We start from the raw sequence: 19,996 nt of genomic DNA, 5'->3' as shown, positions 1-19,996 counted from the left end.
GTTAAAAATGAATAGAAATTACATAGTAATGAATGGTATCTATGATGAATCTCCTATCCGTGTTGAAACCGATAGGTTGATTATCATCTTGAATCCTGTATAACAAAAATTATGAAATACGACTCACCGGCGTTATTTACTAAAAATTAACGTTGTTACAGGAGCGGGTCTTAACGTAAACGTTCTTATGCAGCATGATAGAAAGAGCTAGGTTTTTTGCGTTTCTTGTTTCATATTGCTTAGGTTCAGGCAGGGTAGACTGATGCGTCTTTTTAAAGTTTTACGGTTTTCGATCGCGTTAATCATTGCGGTTGCGAGCGTCTTGTTTTTTACTCTTGCATCAGTTCAGGCGAAATCGAATGCTGTCGAGCTTCCGGCAATTGTGGTTGATGCCAATACCGGAAATGTCCTTTATGCAAATCGCGCGGATGAAATACGGGCACCCGCATCAATTACCAAGGTCATGACGTTATATCTCGTTTTCGATGCAATCCAAAGCGGCCGGTTGAGTTGGAATACCGAAATGCCGGTTTCCAAATATGCTGCGAGCAAACCGAGGATGAAACTGGGCTTGCCTGCCGGTTCCAGAATTTCGGTACGGGATGCAGTCAATGCCATGATTGTTCTTTCGGCCAATGATGCGGCCGTTGTTGCTGCCGAATATCTGGGCGGGAGCGAAGAAAATTTTGCGCGTGTTATGACTTTGAAAGCAAGATCTCTCGGCATGCGGAACACGACTTTCAGAAATGCCAATGGTCTACCTGCACAAGGACATGTATCGACAGCCCGCGATATTGCTTTGATGTCAATTGCCATGCGTGACCATTTCCCGCAATATTATCACCTTTTCAGTCAGCGCGAATTCAGTTATCGCGGTCAGGTTTATAAAGGCCACAACCGTGTTCTTGACAGGATTGACGGTGCAGACGGATTAAAAACCGGTTTTACCGGTCTTGCAGGTTTTACAATTACCACAACTATCGCCAAGGATGGCAAAAAACTGGTTGTTGTGGTGCTTGGCGGTACTTCAGGCCGTCAGCGTGATGATGTCGTTGTATTGCTTGCAAATGCCTATATGGGGAGTGCCAGCCGGTCGACGAAAAAACGTATTTTTGCCCAATGGAACGTAGCCCAATCGGCTTGGCGTGGACAACCACAGCCAAAGAATGTCCAACCGGATACAAACAATGCCGAGATTGTGACAGCTTCTGTTTCCCAACGTGGCAATCGCGCAACCGAACCGGCAAAAACTGTTGTAGAAACACGTTCTACTATTTCTATTCCGGTGAAAAAAACAGTCAAAGTTGAAACCAGCCCGACGACAATGGCTTATGCCGATGATAGCAAAAAGACAGTCACCGACATTCTAAAAAATGAAATGTCGGGAAATTACATTGTTCAGGTGGCCGCGTTACCCGATAAAGGTTCAGCGGAAGGCTTTTTGAAAACAATAAAAAAATCTTTGTCCGATACAAATGTTGCATCGCTCGGCCATGTCGAACCGGCAACTGTTGACGGAAAAAGGGTTTATCGCGTCAGGTTCGGTTCATTCGGAAGCGAAAGTGAAGCAAATGCAGCTTGTGGCAAAATAACAGCACAAGCCTATTCATGTTTTGTTGTTGCGAATTGAAATAGCTTTTTTTGATAGGAAAAGCTGACAACTACACCGGATAATCTTTCCGGAACGCATTCATAATCCTTTTATCGCCGTGAACGTCATTGTTTAAAACATTGGCTGAATTCTGGTAAAAAGACCGAAGCTTCGGGTAAGAACCGGAGATATTTTTATTCAACTGCCAAAATGACGGAATGTGCAAGATTGTCTTTGCCCTTATATTGTTTTGGCACTTGTCTCATGGAGAGAGTTTGAAGGGCAGTTTCTAAATAAATTGAACGTAGCCGGTTATTGTAATGATTGGAAGCCGGTAATCTATTCAGGAATTATGCCCATGCATAATCAACTTCCATCACTGCCATATTTATAAATTGCCAATCACGAAGCCAAATGCTTGCCGGATAATGGATATAGATTCATAGATTGTTTGATAAATATAGCCGGTATGGTTGCACGTTACGGCTCGACCAATTCCCCTTTCAGGAACAATGTTTCTACGCGGTGCAACGAGAATGAAACGATGAAGTTTCCCGAAAGCATTCAGAAAAAAGAAGGCTTGAACTGTTGTAAATTAAAAAAAGGCGGAATTTTACCGCCTTTAATAAAGAGCTGAACAACGGATCGACACTCTAAACCTCGACAGAGGGCTTCCTGACAGCTTTTTTTGTACAGTTATACGGGTTAAAGCGCAAACAGGCTCTAATCCGCTTTCTTGTCATTATGCTCGGCGTTTTCCGTGCTTTTCGTATTGGTTTCTTTCGGCCCACCTTTGGAAACACCGACCATGGCCGGACGTAATACGCGATCTCCGATGACATAACCGGCCTGAACAACTTGTTGTACGGTGTTGTTTGGCACATCGGTATTCGGGATTTCAAACATAGCCTGATGAAAATTCGGGTCGAATTTCTGCCCTTCAGGTTCGATTTTTTTCACGCCATTGCGCTCCAACGCTGCCATCATGGCGCGTTCTGTCATTTCGACGCCTTCTGCCAAAGCATTTAGCCCTGAATCCTTCTCGCGGGCTCCTTCGGGAATCGCCTGCAAGGCGCGGTTGAGATTATCCGAAACCTGAAGCATATCGCGTGCGAAATTGGCAACCGAATAGGACCGTGCATCGGCAACGTCACGGGCAGTGCGGCGGCGCAAATTTTCCATTTCAGCCGCGAGACGCAAAACCTGATCTTTCAGTTCGTCATTTTCTGCCTGCATGGCAGCAACCGGATCAGCCCCTTCATCGGTAACCTGATCTTCCTCGGCTTCGGCTTTCGCTTCTTCCTTGCGCTGTTTCAAGAAATCATCGGCCGCACGTTTCAATGCATCTCTGTCAGCCGGATTCTTTATGTCACGGTTATTGATATCGCTTTCGCCAGACTTCTTTTTTTCCTCAGACATAGGATTCCTACTTCTCGATAATAGTTGTTAAATTCGATATCGAAATTTTAGCGAGAAAAATCAAGAGGCAAACCGTGTAAAACGACAGTCTAAATACGTTCAGCCCCCCGCTTTTAACCGATAATTGGTAGCCGGTTGAAAAATTGTCGGGATTCAAGCTTTTAGCAGGCTTTCGACCTTTTTTCTATTGCTATTGACTGTGCAGGCTCTTAGCAGCTCGCCGGCTCCCTTATCAAGTAGCCGTTCCGCCAGAACCTTGCCCATTTCCTCAACGCCATAAGTACAAGTTGTTGCGTAATCGACAATCTGCTTCAAGCCGTCAACGCCCGTTACGGTGGCTTTCATATAAAGCATTGTGTTTTTCCACGTCGAGCAAACACCCACAGGCAAATTGCATCCGGCATTGAGATATTTCATCAATGAACGTTCGGCGTCGGTTTCGGCACGCGATTTTTTGCATTCAATTGCTTTAAGCAGTCTTAGAATATCGCGGTCGCCTTGACGGCATTCTATACCAAGAGCCCCTTGGGCAACAGCATAGGGGAATATTTGCGGATTGAGACATTCCATACTGTCTTCAAAAAGGCCAAGCCGTTTTAATCCGGCAGCCGCAAGAATTGTTGCGTCAATACCGTTTTTGTCAACCGCACGGCGCAATCTCGGCGGTACATTGCCACGAACCGGCACAATCTCGATATCCGGAAAGAACGATCTGAGCTGGGCAGCACGACGAATGGAGCCGGTGCCGATTTTATGATGATTGCTGCGAATATCATCAAATTTCAAGCCGCAAAGAACGTCACGCGGGTCTTCACGCTTGGGAACCGAAGCCAGAACAAGCCCTTCGGGCTGCACTGTCGGCAAATCTTTCAAAGAATGGACAACAACATCCACTTCCCGATTCAACAACGCCTCTTCACCACTCTTGGTGAAAACACCGACATTGCCTATATCCTGAAAACTCGTGTGCTTATCTTTGTCACCTACACAGCCAAGCAAGACAGTTTCAACTGTTAACGTAGGATCAAGCTCCCGCAAAAGCTTAGCCACACTTTCCGCTTGCACGCGCGCTAACGCACTTTTCCGTGTTCCAAGCCTTATCCGCATAACTCTAAGCCTATTCCGTATATTCCAATAATCGAACTTCACACTCTTTAGAGCGTTTCTAAGAGTATCTAACTCAACTTGCGCATAAAAGAAAGTTCTCTTCGCTTAAATTGTGATTCAGAGTGTCATTTTCAAATTTTAAGGCAATTTTTCCTTAAAATGTCAGGAAAAGAAACAAATAATTCTTTGTTTTGCGCGTTGATTATAACGTTTTTTTGAAGCGATATGTTGCGAGCCGGTGGCAAAAAATCCGGTTATCTTTGTCCATCCCAGAAAATGATTCTGTGTTTTGCGAAACCGACAATCAGATGCATGATAACACCAATAAGTGCCAGAATAACAAGAATGGCGAATTGACCGGCAATGTTGAACTGCTCGTTGAACTGCATAAGCATTTTGCCCAACCCCTTTTGAGCGCCGACAAATTCGGCAACAATCGCGCCAATCAGGGCAAAGATAATGCCAAGGCCGAGACCTGCAAATACAAACGGCAGGGAAGCAGGCAATTTTACTTTCAGCAAAATCTGTATTTCGTTGGCACCGAAAGCCTTGAGCATCTGTATTTCTTCGCGTCCTGCCGATTGTAAACCGGCAATGACATTGATGAGCATCGGGAAAAACGAGATAAGTGCGGCCATAACAATTTTTGATGTGATGCCATAGCCGAACCATTGCAGAAAGATCGGCGCGAGAGCAACCGTCGGTATCGTCTGGAAGGCAATGATATAAGGCAAAAGTGCAAGCTGGAAAACGCGAACTTGCGAAATGGCAATGCCGAGAATTGCCGCAAGCACCAAGCCGCAAATATAGCCGAGCAAAACTTCGACCATTGTAACACCGAGATTATCCCAGAAAAGGCTTGACTGCAGCAGCCGCACAAGCTGGGAAAAAATGCGGCTGGGCGGTGGCAACAGATAGTTCGGAACCTGCCACAGCCACACGGATGTTTCCCAGAAGCCGACAACAAGAATAAAAACAACAACAACAAGCAATGCTTGAAGCGTTTTTTCATTTTTAGACATTGCCAGCCTTTCTGCGGTTTTGCCGATTTCTCAATCACAGGATTTGATGGATATGCAACGGCAGTTCAACAATTCATACTAAAATTTTCAAAATGTTGTCTTATTTGGCCTAAAATTTTTCCGACTTTTTTATCTGTCAATTCCTGAAGTTCGCGCGGGCGGGGCAATTTGACATCGACAATTTCCTCGATATGACCGGGACGCGGGCTCATCACCACCACTTTGTCGGCAAGAAATACCGCTTCGGGAATGGAATGGGTAACAAAAAGCACGGTTTTTTTGCTTTCAAGCCAGATATTTTGCAATTCGCCATTCAAAACTTCGCGGGTCATTGCATCAAGCGCCCCGAATGGCTCATCCATAAGCAGGACTTTCGGGTCACGAATAAGGGCACGGCAGATTCCGGCACGCTGTCGCATTCCGCCTGAAAGCTCGGTCGGCAATTTGTTTTCAAACCCTTTAAGCCCCACTGTTTCCATCAACATCAAAGCACGGTCATAATATTGGTTTTTGTCAAGATGCATCAATTCGACCGGCAAGAGGATGTTTTGCAGGATTGTGCGCCACGGAAGCAGCGTAGGGTCCTGAAAGACAAAGCCTACTTCCGGCGAAGGGCGGGTAACGGCGATGTCATTAAGCATGACTTCGCCGGAAAAATTGTCAACAAGACCGGCAAGGATTTTAAGCAGAGTCGTTTTGCCACAACCGGATGGCCCAACGAGTGCAACAAAAGCACCTTCGGCTATTTCAAGATTGACATCTTTCAACGCATCGATCGTGCCGTCTTTTTTACTTTCATAGCATTTGTGCAATCCCTTGATGGAGATAAGGGGTTTTTTGACAGACGGCATAGACGTTTTCTCGATCTTTCAGGTAAATAACCGTGGGTTTAGACGGATTAATCCTTTTTAACAATTGCCTTGATATCGAAATTGTATATTTCCGGCATCAAGGAATTGTTCCAAACGTCTTTTACATGAAGCAGGCGTTCGGTTGAACCTGTTTGATGCGCAAAAGACAAAACTGCTTGCCAGCGTTCATCAGGAATATCAAGCCATTTTCCCCAACTTGCCGGATCCGGTTTGTCAGCCGGTGTCGAATCAGCAAGTGCTATGGCCATTGCTTCGGCTGTATTTTTGGCATCCTGTCCTGTCGGGTTATCAGCACCCCCCAGTTCCGGAAATTCTTTGAAAGCAAGTTTCAAGGCACTATCGGGATAAAGTTTGGTGTAGATCATGCCTTTATAGGCAGCGCGTGCAAAAGCCGAAAGTTCATGTGGCTTGTCATCGAATATCTTCTGGCTTGTGACCATAGTAACGCTGAAAAGGCGGTTCATTTCTTCAGGGCGTTGCAAGAGATCGAATTCGACACCGTTCTGACGCATAACGGTAAAACTGTCGGAATAACTGTCAACCGCGTCTATATCCTTCGCATTGAGCGCTGCTGCCGCACGTGCACCTGCACCAACGGGGACAATTGTAACGTCACTTTCTTTCAAGCCGGCAATTTTCAAATTCGCCCGTAAATCGGCATAAGAAGCCGAAGCCAGACTGATTACGCCCACCCGTTTTCCTTTAAGATCAGCAATGGATTTTATAGTGGAGCCTTTCGGGACACCGATAAAATAAGGCCATCTAACCGTTATTCCGGCAAATGCTTTTAAAGGCACACCTTTATCAACGGCAGCGGCAATATTGGCAGATGACGCATAGGCAATATCGGCAGAACCGGATGCAACTGCCTGAAGAGCTGCTGTGGAGCCATCCGTATAAAGCAAGGACGGATTGATATTTTCTTCCTGAAAATAGCCGAGTTGTTTGGGAATGGCATAGGTAAATGTTTCTTCCGCCGGCGTTGTTGTGCTGCGGGCGAGTGCCAGAACAAAATGCACTGGTTCGGCAAATCCGGATAGAGTGAAAAATAAAAACGCATTCAGTAGTACAACGGCATGGATGAAAACGGCTTTCATGGGATGCTCTCCTTTGTACTTTCCGTAAAACAAATGCAGCCCATAAAACAGATGTGGCTTGCGGAAAGGGGCGGACAATGACAGGGCCTATCTGGAAAGTATCCCATCTCTAGCCGATAAGTGCAATAGAAGCGGAAGTTTTAATATATTTACCGGCGTTTGATTTACATCTACTTGAGAAGTCGCGAGACAAGTTGGGCAGTATAATCGACCATCGGAACAATACGCGCATAATTCAAACGGGTTGGCCCGATAACGCCGAGAGCGCCAAGAACATGCTGGTTTGAATCGCAATAAGGCGCAACGATAAGAGAGGAGCCGGATAACGAAAACAATTTGTTTTCAGAACCGATAAAAATACGCACGCCTGAACCTTCCTCGGCAAGGTCAAGAAGCTGCATCATGCTTTCACGTGTTTCAAGATCATCAAAAAGATGGCGCAAACGTTCAATATCTTCTGCGGCTTTGACATCTTCAAGAAGGTTGCCGCGCCCACGCACAATAAGCTGGGTTTTGCGCCCCTGATCTTCACCCCCCCAAACCGCAAGCCCCTGATCGACGAGATGTTGCGACAATTCATCAAGAGCTGCCTTGGTTTCATCCTTTTGTCGTGAAATTTCAGCCTTGGCTTCGCTTAAAGTTCGTCCCTGAATATGGGCGTTCAGAAAATTGGTGGCTTCGCTTAATTGCGACAATGTTACCCCTTCGGGCAAATTGACAATACGATTTTCCACATCACCATTTTGGGTTACGAGAACTGCCATGGCGCGTGACGAATCGAGGCGCACAAATTCGATATGTTTGAGTGTTCCTTCGTTTTTCGTCGACAAAACCAGTCCGGCACCACGTGATAAACCGGATAGAATTTGGCTTGCACCGGTCAGGAATTGTTCGACCGATTGGCTATGACCGGCTTCTTCCACCTGTGTTTCTATGGCTTTGCGTTCGTCTTCCGGAAGGTCGCCAACTTCGATAAAAGCGTCGACAAAAAACCTCAAGCCCGATTGTGTCGGCATACGACCGGCAGAAATATGGGGCGAATAGATAAGGCCGAGATGTTCGAGATCGCTCATAATTGTGCGAATGGTCGCCGGAGAAAGGCTTTGTGGCAATTGTCGGGACAGATTGGCCGAACCGACCGGGTCTCCTTCGCTCAAATAGGTTTCGACAATTCGCCTGAAAATATCGCGGGATCTTTCGTCGAGACTTTTCAATTCATCCGGAATGGTGGCGTGTTTCATCATATTCCTTCAATGACAGAATTTCTTTCCTTCTATATAAGTTTTGCCAAACACGGGTCAAATGGTCTAAAGATGCTTCAAACAACGCTTCAGGGAAAGGAATATTTATGCGCCCGTCCAATCGTGCCAGCAACGAGATGCGTGCCGTTTCGTTTGAACGTCATGTGAACAAACATGCCGAAGGGTCATGTCTGGTCAAGTTCGGTGATACCCATGTGTTATGTACAGCAAGCCTTGAAGAACGTGTCCCCAACTGGATGCGCAATTCCGGCAAAGGATGGGTTACCGCCGAATATGGTATGTTGCCCCGTTCGACCGGTGAAAGAATGCGCCGCGAGGCCGCTTCTGGCAAACAGGGTGGGCGCACCATGGAGATCCAGCGTCTCATCGGCCGCTCGTTACGTTCGGTCGTTGATTTGAAAGCCTTGGGCGAAATGCAGATTACGATTGATTGTGATGTTATTCAGGCTGACGGCGGAACCCGCACAGCATCAATCACCGGCGCATGGGTTGCCCTTTATGATTGTCTTGGCTTTATGGAAACGCGCCAGATGGTCTTGCGCAATAAGGTACTGAAAGACCATGTTGCAGCAATTTCCTGCGGTATTTATCAGGGAACACCGGTGCTCGATCTCGATTATGCAGAAGATTCCAATGCCGAAACCGATGCCAATTTCGTGATGACCGGCAAAGGCGGAATTGTTGAAATACAGGGCACTGCAGAAGGCGATCCGTTCAGTGAAGAGCAGTTTTCAACATTGATGTCTCTGGCTAAAAGCGGCATTCATGATTTGATTGAATTGCAGAAGAAAGTGATAGCTTCCTGAAAGGTGATTATCGATGAGAAAGCTTGAAGGGAAAAAACTGGTTGTTGCAACGCATAATTCCGGCAAACTCAGGGAAATAGCCGATCTTATTGGCCCGTTCGGGTTTGAAACCACATCGGCAGGTGAATTGGGACTGGAAGAACCGGAAGAAACCGGCACGAAATTTGAAGAAAACGCCTATATCAAGGCTTTTTTTGCTGCCAAATCGACAGGGCTGCCGGCATTGTCGGACGATTCAGGACTTGAGGCAGACGCTCTTGACAAGGCACCCGGCGTTTATACTGCCGATTGGGCGATAGAACCTGACGGACACCGCGATTTCGACAAAGCGATGAAAAAAGTTGAAGATGCATTGGAAAAGAAAGGTGCAACAACGCCTGATAAACGGCATGGCCGTTTTGTCTCGGTGCTTTGCCTTGCCTGGCCTGATGGACATGCGGAATATTTTCGTGGTGAAATCGAAGGTACTTTGGTCTGGCCGCCGCGTGGCAAAAAGGGTTTCGGTTTTGATCCTATCTTCCAGCCGGAAGGCTATGACAAAACATTCGGTGAAATGACGGCAGAGGAAAAACATGGTTGGAAGCCGGGCGACGAACATGCTTTGTCACACCGCGCACGGGCTTTCAAACAATTTGCCGAAGCGTTACTGGAAAACTGATGGACGAACCTTTCGGTATTTACGTCCATTGGCCGTTTTGTGCCGCCAAATGTCCTTATTGCGACTTCAATTCCTATGTCCGGTTGAAAGGCGTGGATGAAGACCGTTTTGCCAAAGCTTTTGCAAGAGAGATGGCAACAGTGCGTGAATGGACAGGAGCCCATAAGGCAACGACTGTTTTTATCGGCGGTGGTACGCCATCGCTGATGTCGCCAAAAACAGTCGAATCACTGCTGAAAAGCATTGATCGCTATTGGCCGATTGTGGACAATGCCGAAATTACAATGGAGGCCAATCCTTCAAGCGTCGAGGCCGGGCGTTTTCATGGTTATCGTTCAGCCGGTGTCAACCGGCTTTCCTTGGGCGTCCAATCGTTAAACGATGACGAATTGAAGCGCTTGGGGCGCATTCATAATGTCGAACAGGCGCGTTTTGCTATTGGTCTTGCACGCGAGATTTTCCCAAGACTGTCCTTTGACCTTATTTATGCGCGCCCCAACCAGACATTGCATTCGTGGAAACATGAGCTGGAAGAAGCAATTGATCTCGCAGCCGACCATCTTTCGCTTTATCAATTGACCATTGAAGAGGGCACGGGGTTTGACAGGCTCTATAAAGCCGGAAAGCTCAAATTGCCGGAGGCGGATTTGAGTGCCGATCTTTATGATCTCACACAGGAAATAACCGAAAGTCGCGGGCTTCCTGCTTATGAAATATCCAATCATGCAGCCGCCAATGCGCAGTCGCAACACAATCTCATTTATTGGCGCTACCAGCAATATGTCGGTATTGGTCCGGGGGCGCATGGCAGGTTCCTTCCTATTTCAAATGGCGATTTTCCGGATCGGCGATTGGTAACGATCACTGAAAAAATCCCCGAACGCTGGTTGGAACTGGTTGAAAAACAAGGTCACGGTATTGTTGAAGAAGAACATTTGACAAAAAGTGAGCAGGCGGAAGAAATGGTCTTGATGGGTCTGCGCCTCACCGAAGGGCTTGATCTTGCCCGCTACGAGAAACTGGCGATTCAAGGATTGAACCAGAAAAAAGTTGCCGATCTTCAACAACAAGGTCTTGTAGAAATGGTGGGCAATAGCCGCATCCGTGCAACCGGAAAAGGCCGCATGGTGCTGAATTATATTATCAGCGAACTGGCTTGAGCTTTTTTATTCGCTTTTATTCGCGTTATTTATAGCTTGAGGGGCGTGACCGGAGCGGCTTGAAAAATTCAATATTGAATAGGGTTTAACTGGCTTTAACAGGTGATGAAAAATCCCCGATAAAGATCAAGCGAGCTGTGACGTGATGGTTATCAACCCATTTATTATGAAGTGACTATTATGAAATGACGATTATAACCCCCTGTCATATTATAAAATGTTCGCCATTTCAGGCTTCTGTCAGAGTGATACCACTCCCGCCCGATATTACTGTTTTATATGTTTTTCTTCGTTTGATAGAAATGGTGTGGCAGTTGTCTCTTGCACAATTGATAGTGTGAAAAATCCTCTCTGTTAGAAAAAGTTCTTTCAAATCAACAATATCAATTATGTCTATAAAAAGCACAAAATGAACAATAACCGCGCTTTAATTGCGCAAAATACGCATTTTTAAGCTTAATATTGGCATTTACAATTGACGAACTGCGCAAAATACGCAATTAATATCCTTGAAGAGTACGAATTGTCTCGATTTGTGGAGGCAAATTTCAGGGAGTGAATCGAAATGCAAATACCTATAAAACGCGGGATTGAAAAAGTACCTGGAGGAATGATGGTTGTTCCCCTCCTGATTGGTGCAGTGATAGCTACTTTTTTTCCTGAAGCGCCGGGGTTTTTCGGTTCATTCACCGGAGCGCTTTTTAAAGGTTCGTTGCCGATACTGGCAGTTTTTTATGTTTGTATGGGGGCAAGCATCAATTTTAAAGCAGCTCCCTACATTATTAAAAAAGGTGGAACATTATTTATCGTGAAGGTGGGCATAGCCATTCTGGTTGGTGTTATTGCCGGCAGGTTTTTAGGTGAGATGCCAATTACTTCCGGTATTTTTGCGGGCGTTTCGACCTTGGCACTGGTGGCAGCTCTGAACGATACAAATGGCGGTCTTTATATGGCACTGATGGGGCAATACGGACGCCCGCGCGATGTCGGAGCCTATACGATCATGTGTTTGGAGTCAGGACCGTTTCTAACTATGATTACATTAGGAGTGGCGGGGCTTTCTGCCTTCCCATGGCAAGCATTGGTTGGCAGCATTTTACCACTGGTTGTCGGAATGATATTGGGTAATCTCGACAAGGAAATGCGTGAATTTCTTGGTAAAGCCAGCGGTGTGATGATTCCGTTTTTTGCTTTTGCCCTTGGAGGTTCACTTGATCTTTCCAAGGTCTGGCAAGCCGGACTTCTAGGACTTGCCATGGGAGTGGGCGTGGTCATCATTACCGGAATTCCGCTGTTTTTTGCCGACAGGTTAACCGGCGGCACAGGTGTTGCCGGTGTAGCGGCTGCATCCACAGCCGGTAATGCTGCCGCCGTACCGGCAATTGTCGCTTCCGCCAATCCGGCTTATGCAGATGCAGCAATTCCGGCAACAATGCTTGTTGCGGCCTGCGTTGTGGTGACAACAGTATTAGTGCCATTCGTTACAGCCTGGGTTTCTAAAAAATACGGGAGACCGGTAGCAGAAGCCGGAGAAGAAAGCGGTTTGGAATAAGGGAGTGGCATTATGAAAAACTGGCTTATTCTGGCAGATGATCTCACCGGTGCAGCCGATTGTGCAATCGCCTTTTGCCGTCAGGGAGCAACAGCGACCGTCGGCTGGAAGAATGCCTATCCTTCGCTGACAGATCGGGCACAAATATTTTCTTATAATATTGACGGTCGGGAATTGAATGTAAGCGAGAGTGTTCGTCTCCAGCATCAAACATTGGAAAAACTCTGGTCGCCGAAAGCATTCCTGTTTTGTAAGATAGATTCGACATTACGGGGGCAACCGGGAGCTGTCATTGCTGCAACGTCCGATTTTCTGAAACAGCATACAGGGCGTGCCGTGGGCGTTCTGGCACCGGCATTTCCTGCGACAGAGCGTACCACCAGAGGCGGAAAGATTTTTGTCAACAATATCGAGCTGGAAAATACCGAGCTTTGGGCGCGTGACCATACTTATCCGACATCCGATCTAAAGCAGATTCTTCATGATGTCGGTTTGAAAGCTTTTGTTATAGATCTCGAAACCTTAAGGCAAGACGCCAATAGACTGTCTGCCTATATTGAGAATATCGAGCAGCAAAATAGAGATTTCGTTTTTATTTTTGATGCCGAAACGCCCGAAGATCTGCAACAGATTGCCAATGCTTTTTCCAAAGCGGATTCATCACATTTCTTTATAGGAAGTGCAGGTCTTGCGCACGCTTTTGCTGCAAGATGCCCTGCAAGGCCGCGCAACGCCATAATAAATGTGAAAAATGAAGGTGGCATCATGATTGTGGTGGGGTCGTTGGCCAAAGCTTCCCGCCTGAGCGCAAAGAAGCTGTTGGATACCCGTTTGCTGCGGCATTTCCCTGTTGATCCGGATGTTCTCATAGAAGGAGGAGCAGGGATTGCCGGTTTTTCGCACGACGTGGCAGAGGCTTTGCGAAAGGGCGATGATATATTGGTTGAAATTACCGTGGGTAAGAATGTTGATATGTCACTTGGATCGCGGCTTGCTCTCGATCTTGCCGGAGCACTTCAATGTGTGGGGAATGATCTCGCCGGTTTTGCCGCAACCGGTGGTGAAACTGCAACTTATTTGATGGATGCATTAGGAGTGAACGGCATTACTTTGGAAGACGAGATTGAAGCAGGTGTTTGTCTCGGTATAACGCGTGGAAAAATTGTCGTACCAATCGCCACGAAAGCGGGAGCCTTTGGTGATGAAAACAGTCTGGTGAAAATTTTCGACAGACTTTCCGACATAAGGAATAAAGGAAAACTTTGATGAATAAGCCGAAAATCGTAATTACAATGGGTGATCCTTCCGGAATCGGGCCGGAAGTTATTATGAAAGCGCTAAAACATAAAGATGTTTATGATATGTGCTCGCCTGTTGTCATTGGCGATGCATTGCGTCTGGAAGAAGCAGGTAAAATTGTTCACGCTGGCCTTGATGTCCGCTCGATAAACGATGTCGAGGAAGCAAAATGTGAATTTGGCACAGTCGATTGTCTTGATTTGAAATTGTTGAAAGCCAATCATCCATTCGGCGTTGTACTGAAAGAATCCGGCGAGGCCGCTTATCAATATATAAAAAAGGCGGCTGAAATTGTCATGGATAACAAGGCTGATGCTATTTGCACGGCTCCACTTTGCAAGGAAGCATTGCATAATGCAGGACACAACTTTCCCGGACATACAGAACTTCTGGCCCATCTCACCCATACGCCGGAAGTTTCCATGATGCTGGTCTCGCCCAAATTACGAGTCATCCATGTTACGACGCATATCGGCTTGATTGACGCAATTGCGAAGATAGAACCCGGTCTTGTCGAAAGGGTAATTTCACGTGGGCATAATGTTCTTGTCAAGCGTGGCATGAAAAATCCCAAGATTGCTGTTTGTGCAATCAACCCGCATGCCGGAGAAAATGGCCTTTTCGGTTACGGCGAGGAAGAAAAGAAAATCGTTCCTGCTGTCAAGGCTTGTCAGGCAAAAGGCTGGAATGTTGTAGGGCCACTTCCTGCCGATACATTGTTCTATCTCGCCGGTCGGGGTGATTATGATATGGTTGTTGCCATGTATCACGATCAGGGACACATACCGATAAAAGTTCTAGGGCTTGAAAGCGGCGTCAATATTACGGTTGGTCTACCGGTCATTCGTACATCTGTCGATCACGGTACAGCTTTCGATATTGCCGGAAAGGGAATTGCCGACGAGCAATCGATGGTCGAAGCATTGCGGCAGGCTGCCGAACTCGCACCACGAACGGAATAGTGTTTTTGTAGTTTTGTTTCGTGTCATCTGGTATAATAACCGGAATAGACGAACAGCAAGTTCTATTTGAAACGGATAGGACTTATGTTGCAAAATAAAGACGGAGAGTTCAGGAATATATATTCCTGAACTCAAAGTCTTTTTGTTGGAGAACAAAGCTGCTATGACCCGCAAGGAACGACTCACATGCCTCATCCACGCGATCAAGGTCGGCATTGTCAATGTCGAGGCAATGGCAGAAAAATTTGGTGTGTCTGCTTCAACAATCCGGCGTGATTTGCAACAACTTGAAAAAAACGGCCATATTCAGCGAACCTATGGCGGTGCGGTGCTCAGTCAGGCTGTGCCGGAAACGTCTTTTGTCGAGCGTATGGCACGTCATAGCGATAGCAAACATAGTATTGCCAAGAAGGCCAATGAATTGGTTTCCGACGGCGACACCATTCTACTTGACGCCGGTTCGACAGTCTGCGCGTTAGGGCTTTTATTGAAAGAGCGTAAACTTCACATTATTACAAATAACCTTATGCTGGTGCCGCTTTTTGAAGGAAAAACGAATCTGGAACTGACAATAATCGGCGGTAAATGCCGGAATACCAGTATGGGCATTTTCGGCGCTCTTGCGATCAAAAATCTTGAATCATTTACGGCAGACTATTTTTTCACGAGTGCTGACGGTGTCGTTCCGGGGTTGGGCTTATGTGAAGCAAGTCTGGAGCAGACTATTTTAAAAGAAGCAATGATGCAAAGGGCTCGTAACACAGTCGTAATGGCTGATGCTGATAAAATAAATCGGGCAGAACAGCATTGCTGGGCAAAGTGTCCTGCCAAATGGACATTGATTACCGACAAGAAAATGGACGAAGAAGAAAAAAGGTTGTTTTCTATTGCCGGTGCAACCGTTCTTGAGGCAGCCCCCCATTCGGTTTGATAGATAGCCCCCATTCGGTTTGATAGATAGCAAAGCGTTTTTCGTGCTTATTGCTCTTCTAATTCGACCAATGTGCCATCAAAATTTTGCGGGTCAATAAACAATACCGGTTTGCCACGAGCACCCGGTTTCGGGTTCCCGTCACCCAGAATTGTAATTCCCTCTTCTATTAACTGGTCACGCATTTCTAAAATGTTTTCAACTTCAAAACAAATATGATGAAGGCCGCCAGAAGGGTTCTTTTCAAGAAAATCCGCAATTTCCGAATGGTCGCCCAAAGGTGTCATAAGTTCCAGTCTGGTATTGGATAGTTCAACAAAAACAACCTTTACGCCGTATTCCGGCAATTCCTGTACAGTGGTGATATTGCCATTGACCGAGCGATAAAGTTCTGCGGCTTGTTCAAGATCCGGTACGGCGATAGCTACATGATTTAAACGACCAAAGTGACGCACAGATAAAACTCCTTACTATAATGAAACCTCGAATAACCTCTCCGGTTGCTGTGTCTTTAGCCTTCTTCCGGAGAGAAAATCGAGGTATTTGTTGTTGTAACATCTAAAATAAGTTGAAGATTGCAGCAACACTGTTTGTTTCTGAAAGTTGTCCCTGAAAGTTGTTTTTGAAAGTCATCCCCGAAAGTCATCGCTTTGCTATAGTTGTTGCCAACAAAGCGGCAGATTCCGGTTCTGCGGCTTTTGTTCGTTTTATAAGTTTTGCGGGAATAGAATTTCTTTGAAACATAGTTCTATGCAAATTGGTGTTGTTTAGCAGGAACCGGATTTTGGCAAGGTGAATGCCGGTTTTTCGAGCGAGATAGCCGGAAATAGAAATCGAGCGGGATTGCGACATTTCGTTTAAGTTGAATTCATATGGCCGGTTATGGACGAAGTGTCTGCATAATGCATATTTCCGGTCGTTTTATGTAGAGTATCTGATGTTTATTTCTCATTCGGGGCTGTTCCGGATGGACTGCGCTATGTTTTTCCCAGTAAAATAATCTATCCGTTATGACTCTCATGATTTTTAAAAAATTTTAAAGAGCAGATTTTACTGTTTTGTTGATGTTGTAGAGATAACCAATAAAGGTAAAAAAAAAGAAAAGGCGCGCTCTCCCACGCTGCCTTTTCTTTTCCTCCCACATATATCCTATTCATAAAAGACAAAGCTTTTTTTCCTCCGACAATCCAAGGCTAACACAGCGAAAAAAATAATAAAGCTTGATCGTGTGCGAATGCATAAGTTATAAAAATGCAAATTGTAAATTGCGAAATTGTGAAAAAAATGTCTATCGGAAAACTCTATATTGGAAGAAAAGTTCGTAAATTGCGGGAAGACCAGAAATTGACGCAGGCTCATTTTGCCGAGCGCATAGGTATTTCCACTTCATATCTCAATCAGATCGAAAACAATCAAAGGCCTGTATCGGCTGCGGTTCTGCTGTCTTTGGCTGAAAAATTTCATATTGATATTTCTAGTCTTTCTTCGGGTGAGGACGACCGGCTGCTTTCCGCTCTGAGCGAAACTTTAACCGATCCTCTATTCAAGAATCACCGCGCAGCTATGCAGGAATTGCGGCTTATTACACAAAATGCCCCTGGCCTTGCGCGTGCTTTGATTACTTGCCATCAGGCCTATCGTCTGGCTTCCGAACAATTGGCAAGTACAGACGGATGGTTGCAAGCGGGTGGGCTCACAGAAATTTTACCTTATGAAGAGGTGCGCGACTTTTTCCATTTTATGGATAATTATATTGATGACCTCGACCGGAGTGCGGAAGATCTTGCGGGCGAAATCGGTATCGGGGAACGCGATAATCATTCGGCCATTATCGAACGGCTTGAAAAAAAATATCAGGTCAGTGTCAACTGGGGAACTGCTGACGATGGTATGGTACGCCGTTATGATCCGGTGAGCCGTATTTTGACTTTGAATCCTTATATAGCGCCGCAACAACGCACTTTTGAATTGGCTATCCAACTTGCACGATTTGAAGCGGATCCGCTTTGTGATGAAATCATCAAAAAAGCATCTTTCAAATCGGAGGAAGCCAATGAAATATGTCGCATCGGGCTTTACAACTATTTTGCCGGTGCGCTCATTCTTCCCTATAAACCTTTTATGCGTGCAGCCAGTGCGCTTCGTCATGATATAGAATTGCTTGCCGCCCGTTTCAGCGTTTCTTTGGAACAGGTTTGTCACCGGCTTTCAACTTTGCAACGGCCAGGTCTGAAGGGTGTGCCGATTTTCTTTGCGCGCATCGACCGTGCCGGAAATATAACCAAGCGTCATAGTGCTGTGAAATTGCAATTCGGCCGTTATGGCGCGGCCTGTCCGGTATGGAATGCACATCAGGCTTTTGAAACGCCGGGCAACATCATCCGCCAACTTGCCGAAACGCCCGATGGTGTGCGCTATCTTTGTCTGGCTGTTCAGGTAGTGAAAAGAAATGGCGGTTACCATAGTCCGCATCCCCATTATGCCTTGGCATTCGGCTGTGAAATATCGAATGCGTCGCAATTTGTTTATGCCGATGGCCTTAATCTTGATAATAATGCAGCCTATGAACCGATCGGCATTTCGTGCAGGATTTGTCCACGCACGCGGTGTCCGAACAGGGCAGCACCGCCGCTAAAACATCGTTTAACGGTCAATTATAACCAGCGTGATGCCTTGCCATATACATTGGAACAAATTGGCTAGGAAAGCTGCTGCAATCCGAAGTAATCGGCCGTTTGAAAATCCGGTTGATAATGAAAAATCAATCGGACACCGGCGGAGATTCCGGCTGTCCAAATTTTCCTTGAATAGAAAACCGGATTCAAGAATTTGATAATCGAAGACGGTTTTTCACATTTCCCGGATGTCGCATTTCTTTGCTATAAGAGATGAACATATAAAAATGCGCAGACAAGAAACAGGCTGGCGTTGCATACCGGCAAATATTTTAATTTGGGCGAGAATACCACTGTTGGCCGCTATAATTTCGATAAGTTGAAAAATTGTGCGCGATTTTTCTGTTTGATAATCGGGTCTTAAGCAGACGTGTAAAATGATTGATTGTCTCATCCTACGGAATGAGATCTGCTCCGGCCTATAGACTTTAAGCCGGAGCAATCCTGTTGAAAAATCGGAAACCGGTTATTTGTCAACCAATTTCAAACGGCTGTCATCATACCGTTTTCCGGCAACTTTATCGGGGCTGACAATATTTTCAAGCCGCACGCAATCATCTTTTGTGAGTTGAATTTCGGTGGCAGCAACATTGTCTTCCAGATGGCGGATTTTTCTTGCCCCCGGTATCGGCACGATAAAATCGCCACGGCTTAGAACCCATGCCAGTGCAAGCTGTGCAACGGTGGCATTTTTCTCTTTTGCCATTTTTTCCATTTCGGTAATAATCTGCCGATTTTTTTCAAAAGCACCTTCCTGAAAACGCGGCAGCAAACGACGGAAATCGTTAGCGGCCAAGCTTTTGGTTGTAAAATCACTGGCGAAAAAACCGCGTCCCAAGGGACTATACGGGACAAAGCCAATGTTAAGCTCGCGACATGTTGCCAAAATTTCCTTTTCGGGATCGCGTGTCCAGAGCGAATATTCACTTTGGAGTGCACTGATCTGATGAACCTTTGAAGCGCGTCTTAGCGTTTCGCTGTTTGCTTCCGAAAGGCCAAGCGCACGCACTTTGCCTTCTTTGACGAGATCGGCCATGGCACCGACCGTATCTTCAATCGGCACATCCGGATCAACCCGATGCTGATAGAGAAGATCAATGACATCGACGCCCAAACGTTTGAGCGAGGCTTCGGCAACCTCACGCACATGTTCCGGTCGCCCGTCAACACCGGTGGCATCAATGTGGCCATCAGGCTGACGCTCAAGTTTAAAACCGAATTTTGTGGCAATGACCACCTGATCGCGAAATGGTTTTAGCGCTTTACCGACAAGAATTTCATTATTGAAAGGGCCATACATTTCGGCCGTATCAAAAAGGGTAACGCCAAGTTCAACCGCACGATGCAATGTTTTGATCGCCGATTGTTCATCATCGCCGCCATAAGCATGTGTAAAGCCCATGCAACCAAGTCCGATTTCCGAGACAGTCAATGCACCGATTTTGCGTTTCTTCATACTCAATTCCTTTTTGTTATCTTTATGTTTTTACCGCTGTAACGAATCTAGAAGAATTATTACTGTTTGTTTATCCTGTTTAATTTGCTAAATGTGATCGAATAATTAGAACAATAGAAAAAAGTAA

Annotated in this window: 17 protein-coding genes; 9 read left to right on the top strand and 8 right to left on the bottom strand. The window is 46.0% G+C overall.

The genetic code is table 11. The features are described from left to right. Positions 1-262 precede the first annotated feature (262 nt). Positions 263-1,630: a serine hydrolase gene (locus H3S94_RS03840; RefSeq protein ID WP_077990253.1), complete on the top strand. Its 1,368-nt coding sequence runs from the start codon at positions 263-265 to the stop codon at positions 1,628-1,630. Between the two features lie 684 nt (positions 1,631-2,314). Here the strand turns inward: H3S94_RS03840 and grpE are convergent. The 6 genes from grpE to hrcA all read right to left on the bottom strand — a co-directional run bounded on the left by grpE (position 2,315) and on the right by hrcA (position 8,349). Continuing rightward, on the bottom strand, positions 2,315-3,010 hold the full coding sequence (gene grpE / locus H3S94_RS03835; RefSeq protein WP_198240322.1) for a nucleotide exchange factor GrpE: 696 nt from the start codon (positions 3,008-3,010) through the stop codon (positions 2,315-2,317). A gap of 153 nt (positions 3,011-3,163) precedes the next feature. Further along, positions 3,164-4,117 (bottom strand): hydroxymethylbilane synthase, encoded by a 954-nt coding sequence (hemC, locus tag H3S94_RS03830; RefSeq protein ID WP_077990257.1) that lies wholly within the window; start codon positions 4,115-4,117, stop codon positions 3,164-3,166. 254 nt (positions 4,118-4,371) lie between these two features. After that, a complete protein-coding gene (locus H3S94_RS03825; protein WP_198240321.1) occupies positions 4,372-5,139 on the bottom strand; it encodes an ABC transporter permease in 768 nt (255 codons plus the stop codon). Positions 5,140-5,204: 65 nt separating this feature from the next. After that, positions 5,205-5,990, bottom strand: a complete 786-nt coding sequence (locus tag H3S94_RS03820) for an ABC transporter ATP-binding protein (protein WP_198240320.1) — start codon at positions 5,988-5,990, stop codon at positions 5,205-5,207. Between the two features lie 47 nt (positions 5,991-6,037). Further along, positions 6,038-7,108: an ABC transporter substrate-binding protein gene (locus tag H3S94_RS03815; protein WP_198230420.1), complete on the bottom strand. Its 1,071-nt coding sequence runs from the start codon at positions 7,106-7,108 to the stop codon at positions 6,038-6,040. A gap of 170 nt (positions 7,109-7,278) precedes the next feature. Continuing rightward, positions 7,279-8,349 carry a heat-inducible transcriptional repressor HrcA gene (hrcA, locus tag H3S94_RS03810; protein WP_198240489.1) on the bottom strand — a complete coding sequence of 357 codons (1,071 nt, stop codon included), beginning with the start codon at positions 8,347-8,349 and terminating at the stop codon, positions 7,279-7,281. 107 nt (positions 8,350-8,456) lie between these two features. On the opposite strand from hrcA, the gene rph reads away from it, so the two are divergent. The 7 genes from rph to H3S94_RS03775 all read left to right on the top strand — a co-directional run bounded on the left by rph (position 8,457) and on the right by H3S94_RS03775 (position 15,738). Further along, positions 8,457-9,176 (top strand): ribonuclease PH, encoded by a 720-nt coding sequence (gene rph, locus H3S94_RS03805; RefSeq protein WP_077990265.1) that lies wholly within the window; start codon positions 8,457-8,459, stop codon positions 9,174-9,176. Positions 9,177-9,189: 13 nt separating this feature from the next. Beyond that, the gene (gene rdgB / locus H3S94_RS03800) at positions 9,190-9,834 is read left to right on the top strand and encodes an RdgB/HAM1 family non-canonical purine NTP pyrophosphatase (protein WP_198230421.1); all 645 of its coding nucleotides are present in this window, start codon (positions 9,190-9,192) and stop codon (positions 9,832-9,834) included. Then, positions 9,834-10,994: a radical SAM family heme chaperone HemW gene (hemW, locus tag H3S94_RS03795; protein WP_198240319.1), complete on the top strand. Its 1,161-nt coding sequence runs from the start codon at positions 9,834-9,836 to the stop codon at positions 10,992-10,994. The genes rdgB and hemW overlap by 1 nt, the downstream gene beginning before the upstream one ends. Positions 10,995-11,559: 565 nt before the next feature. Beyond that, on the top strand, positions 11,560-12,546 hold the full coding sequence (locus H3S94_RS03790) for a 2-keto-3-deoxygluconate permease (protein WP_210327963.1): 987 nt from the start codon (positions 11,560-11,562) through the stop codon (positions 12,544-12,546). A 12-nt stretch (positions 12,547-12,558) separates the two neighbouring features. Further along, the gene (locus H3S94_RS03785) at positions 12,559-13,812 is read left to right on the top strand and encodes a four-carbon acid sugar kinase family protein (protein ID WP_198240318.1); all 1,254 of its coding nucleotides are present in this window, start codon (positions 12,559-12,561) and stop codon (positions 13,810-13,812) included. Then, the gene (pdxA, locus tag H3S94_RS03780) at positions 13,812-14,807 is read left to right on the top strand and encodes a 4-hydroxythreonine-4-phosphate dehydrogenase PdxA (protein ID WP_077990273.1); all 996 of its coding nucleotides are present in this window, start codon (positions 13,812-13,814) and stop codon (positions 14,805-14,807) included. The genes H3S94_RS03785 and pdxA overlap by 1 nt, the downstream gene beginning before the upstream one ends. 163 nt (positions 14,808-14,970) lie before the next feature. Next, positions 14,971-15,738 (top strand): DeoR/GlpR family DNA-binding transcription regulator, encoded by a 768-nt coding sequence (locus tag H3S94_RS03775; protein WP_198240317.1) that lies wholly within the window; start codon positions 14,971-14,973, stop codon positions 15,736-15,738. Between the two features lie 47 nt (positions 15,739-15,785). Here H3S94_RS03775 and mce read toward each other — a convergent pair whose 3' ends face one another. Beyond that, the gene (mce, locus tag H3S94_RS03770; RefSeq protein ID WP_077990275.1) at positions 15,786-16,193 is read right to left on the bottom strand and encodes a methylmalonyl-CoA epimerase; all 408 of its coding nucleotides are present in this window, start codon (positions 16,191-16,193) and stop codon (positions 15,786-15,788) included. An 829-nt stretch (positions 16,194-17,022) separates the two neighbouring features. Here mce and H3S94_RS03765 point away from each other — a divergent pair. After that, positions 17,023-18,441 carry a short-chain fatty acyl-CoA regulator family protein gene (locus H3S94_RS03765; RefSeq protein ID WP_198240487.1) on the top strand — a complete coding sequence of 473 codons (1,419 nt, stop codon included), beginning with the start codon at positions 17,023-17,025 and terminating at the stop codon, positions 18,439-18,441. 438 nt (positions 18,442-18,879) lie between these two features. On the opposite strand, the gene H3S94_RS03760 is transcribed toward H3S94_RS03765, so the two are convergent. Next, a complete protein-coding gene (locus tag H3S94_RS03760) occupies positions 18,880-19,869 on the bottom strand; it encodes an aldo/keto reductase (RefSeq protein WP_198240316.1) in 990 nt (329 codons plus the stop codon). Between the last annotated feature and the right edge of the window lie 127 nt (positions 19,870-19,996).

It is taken from the genome of Bartonella sp. B10834G3 (genome assembly GCF_016102505.1).
In the GTDB taxonomy this organism is placed as follows: Bacteria; Pseudomonadota; Alphaproteobacteria; order Rhizobiales; family Rhizobiaceae; genus Bartonella; species Bartonella choladocola.
This window is presented reverse-complemented; position numbering and strand designations above follow the sequence as displayed.

Coding starts and splice junctions, on each gene's coding strand:
- H3S94_RS03815 (WP_198230420.1), bottom strand. CDS start 7,108: ATGAAAGCCGTTTTCATCCATGCCGTTGTACTACTGAATGCGTTTTTA.
- H3S94_RS03765 (WP_198240487.1), top strand. CDS start 17,023: ATGTCTATCGGAAAACTCTATATTGGAAGAAAAGTTCGTAAATTGCGG.
- hemW (WP_198240319.1), top strand. CDS start 9,834: ATGGACGAACCTTTCGGTATTTACGTCCATTGGCCGTTTTGTGCCGCC.
- H3S94_RS03760 (WP_198240316.1), bottom strand. CDS start 19,869: ATGAAGAAACGCAAAATCGGTGCATTGACTGTCTCGGAAATCGGACTT.
- H3S94_RS03790 (WP_210327963.1), top strand. CDS start 11,560: ATGCAAATACCTATAAAACGCGGGATTGAAAAAGTACCTGGAGGAATG.
- grpE (WP_198240322.1), bottom strand. CDS start 3,010: ATGTCTGAGGAAAAAAAGAAGTCTGGCGAAAGCGATATCAATAACCGT.
- hrcA (WP_198240489.1), bottom strand. CDS start 8,349: ATGAAACACGCCACCATTCCGGATGAATTGAAAAGTCTCGACGAAAGA.
- H3S94_RS03820 (WP_198240320.1), bottom strand. CDS start 5,990: ATGCCGTCTGTCAAAAAACCCCTTATCTCCATCAAGGGATTGCACAAA.
- H3S94_RS03775 (WP_198240317.1), top strand. CDS start 14,971: ATGACCCGCAAGGAACGACTCACATGCCTCATCCACGCGATCAAGGTC.
- H3S94_RS03785 (WP_198240318.1), top strand. CDS start 12,559: ATGAAAAACTGGCTTATTCTGGCAGATGATCTCACCGGTGCAGCCGAT.
- H3S94_RS03840 (WP_077990253.1), top strand. CDS start 263: ATGCGTCTTTTTAAAGTTTTACGGTTTTCGATCGCGTTAATCATTGCG.
- rph (WP_077990265.1), top strand. CDS start 8,457: ATGCGCCCGTCCAATCGTGCCAGCAACGAGATGCGTGCCGTTTCGTTT.
- pdxA (WP_077990273.1), top strand. CDS start 13,812: ATGAATAAGCCGAAAATCGTAATTACAATGGGTGATCCTTCCGGAATC.
- hemC (WP_077990257.1), bottom strand. CDS start 4,117: ATGCGGATAAGGCTTGGAACACGGAAAAGTGCGTTAGCGCGCGTGCAA.
- H3S94_RS03825 (WP_198240321.1), bottom strand. CDS start 5,139: ATGTCTAAAAATGAAAAAACGCTTCAAGCATTGCTTGTTGTTGTTGTT.
- rdgB (WP_198230421.1), top strand. CDS start 9,190: ATGAGAAAGCTTGAAGGGAAAAAACTGGTTGTTGCAACGCATAATTCC.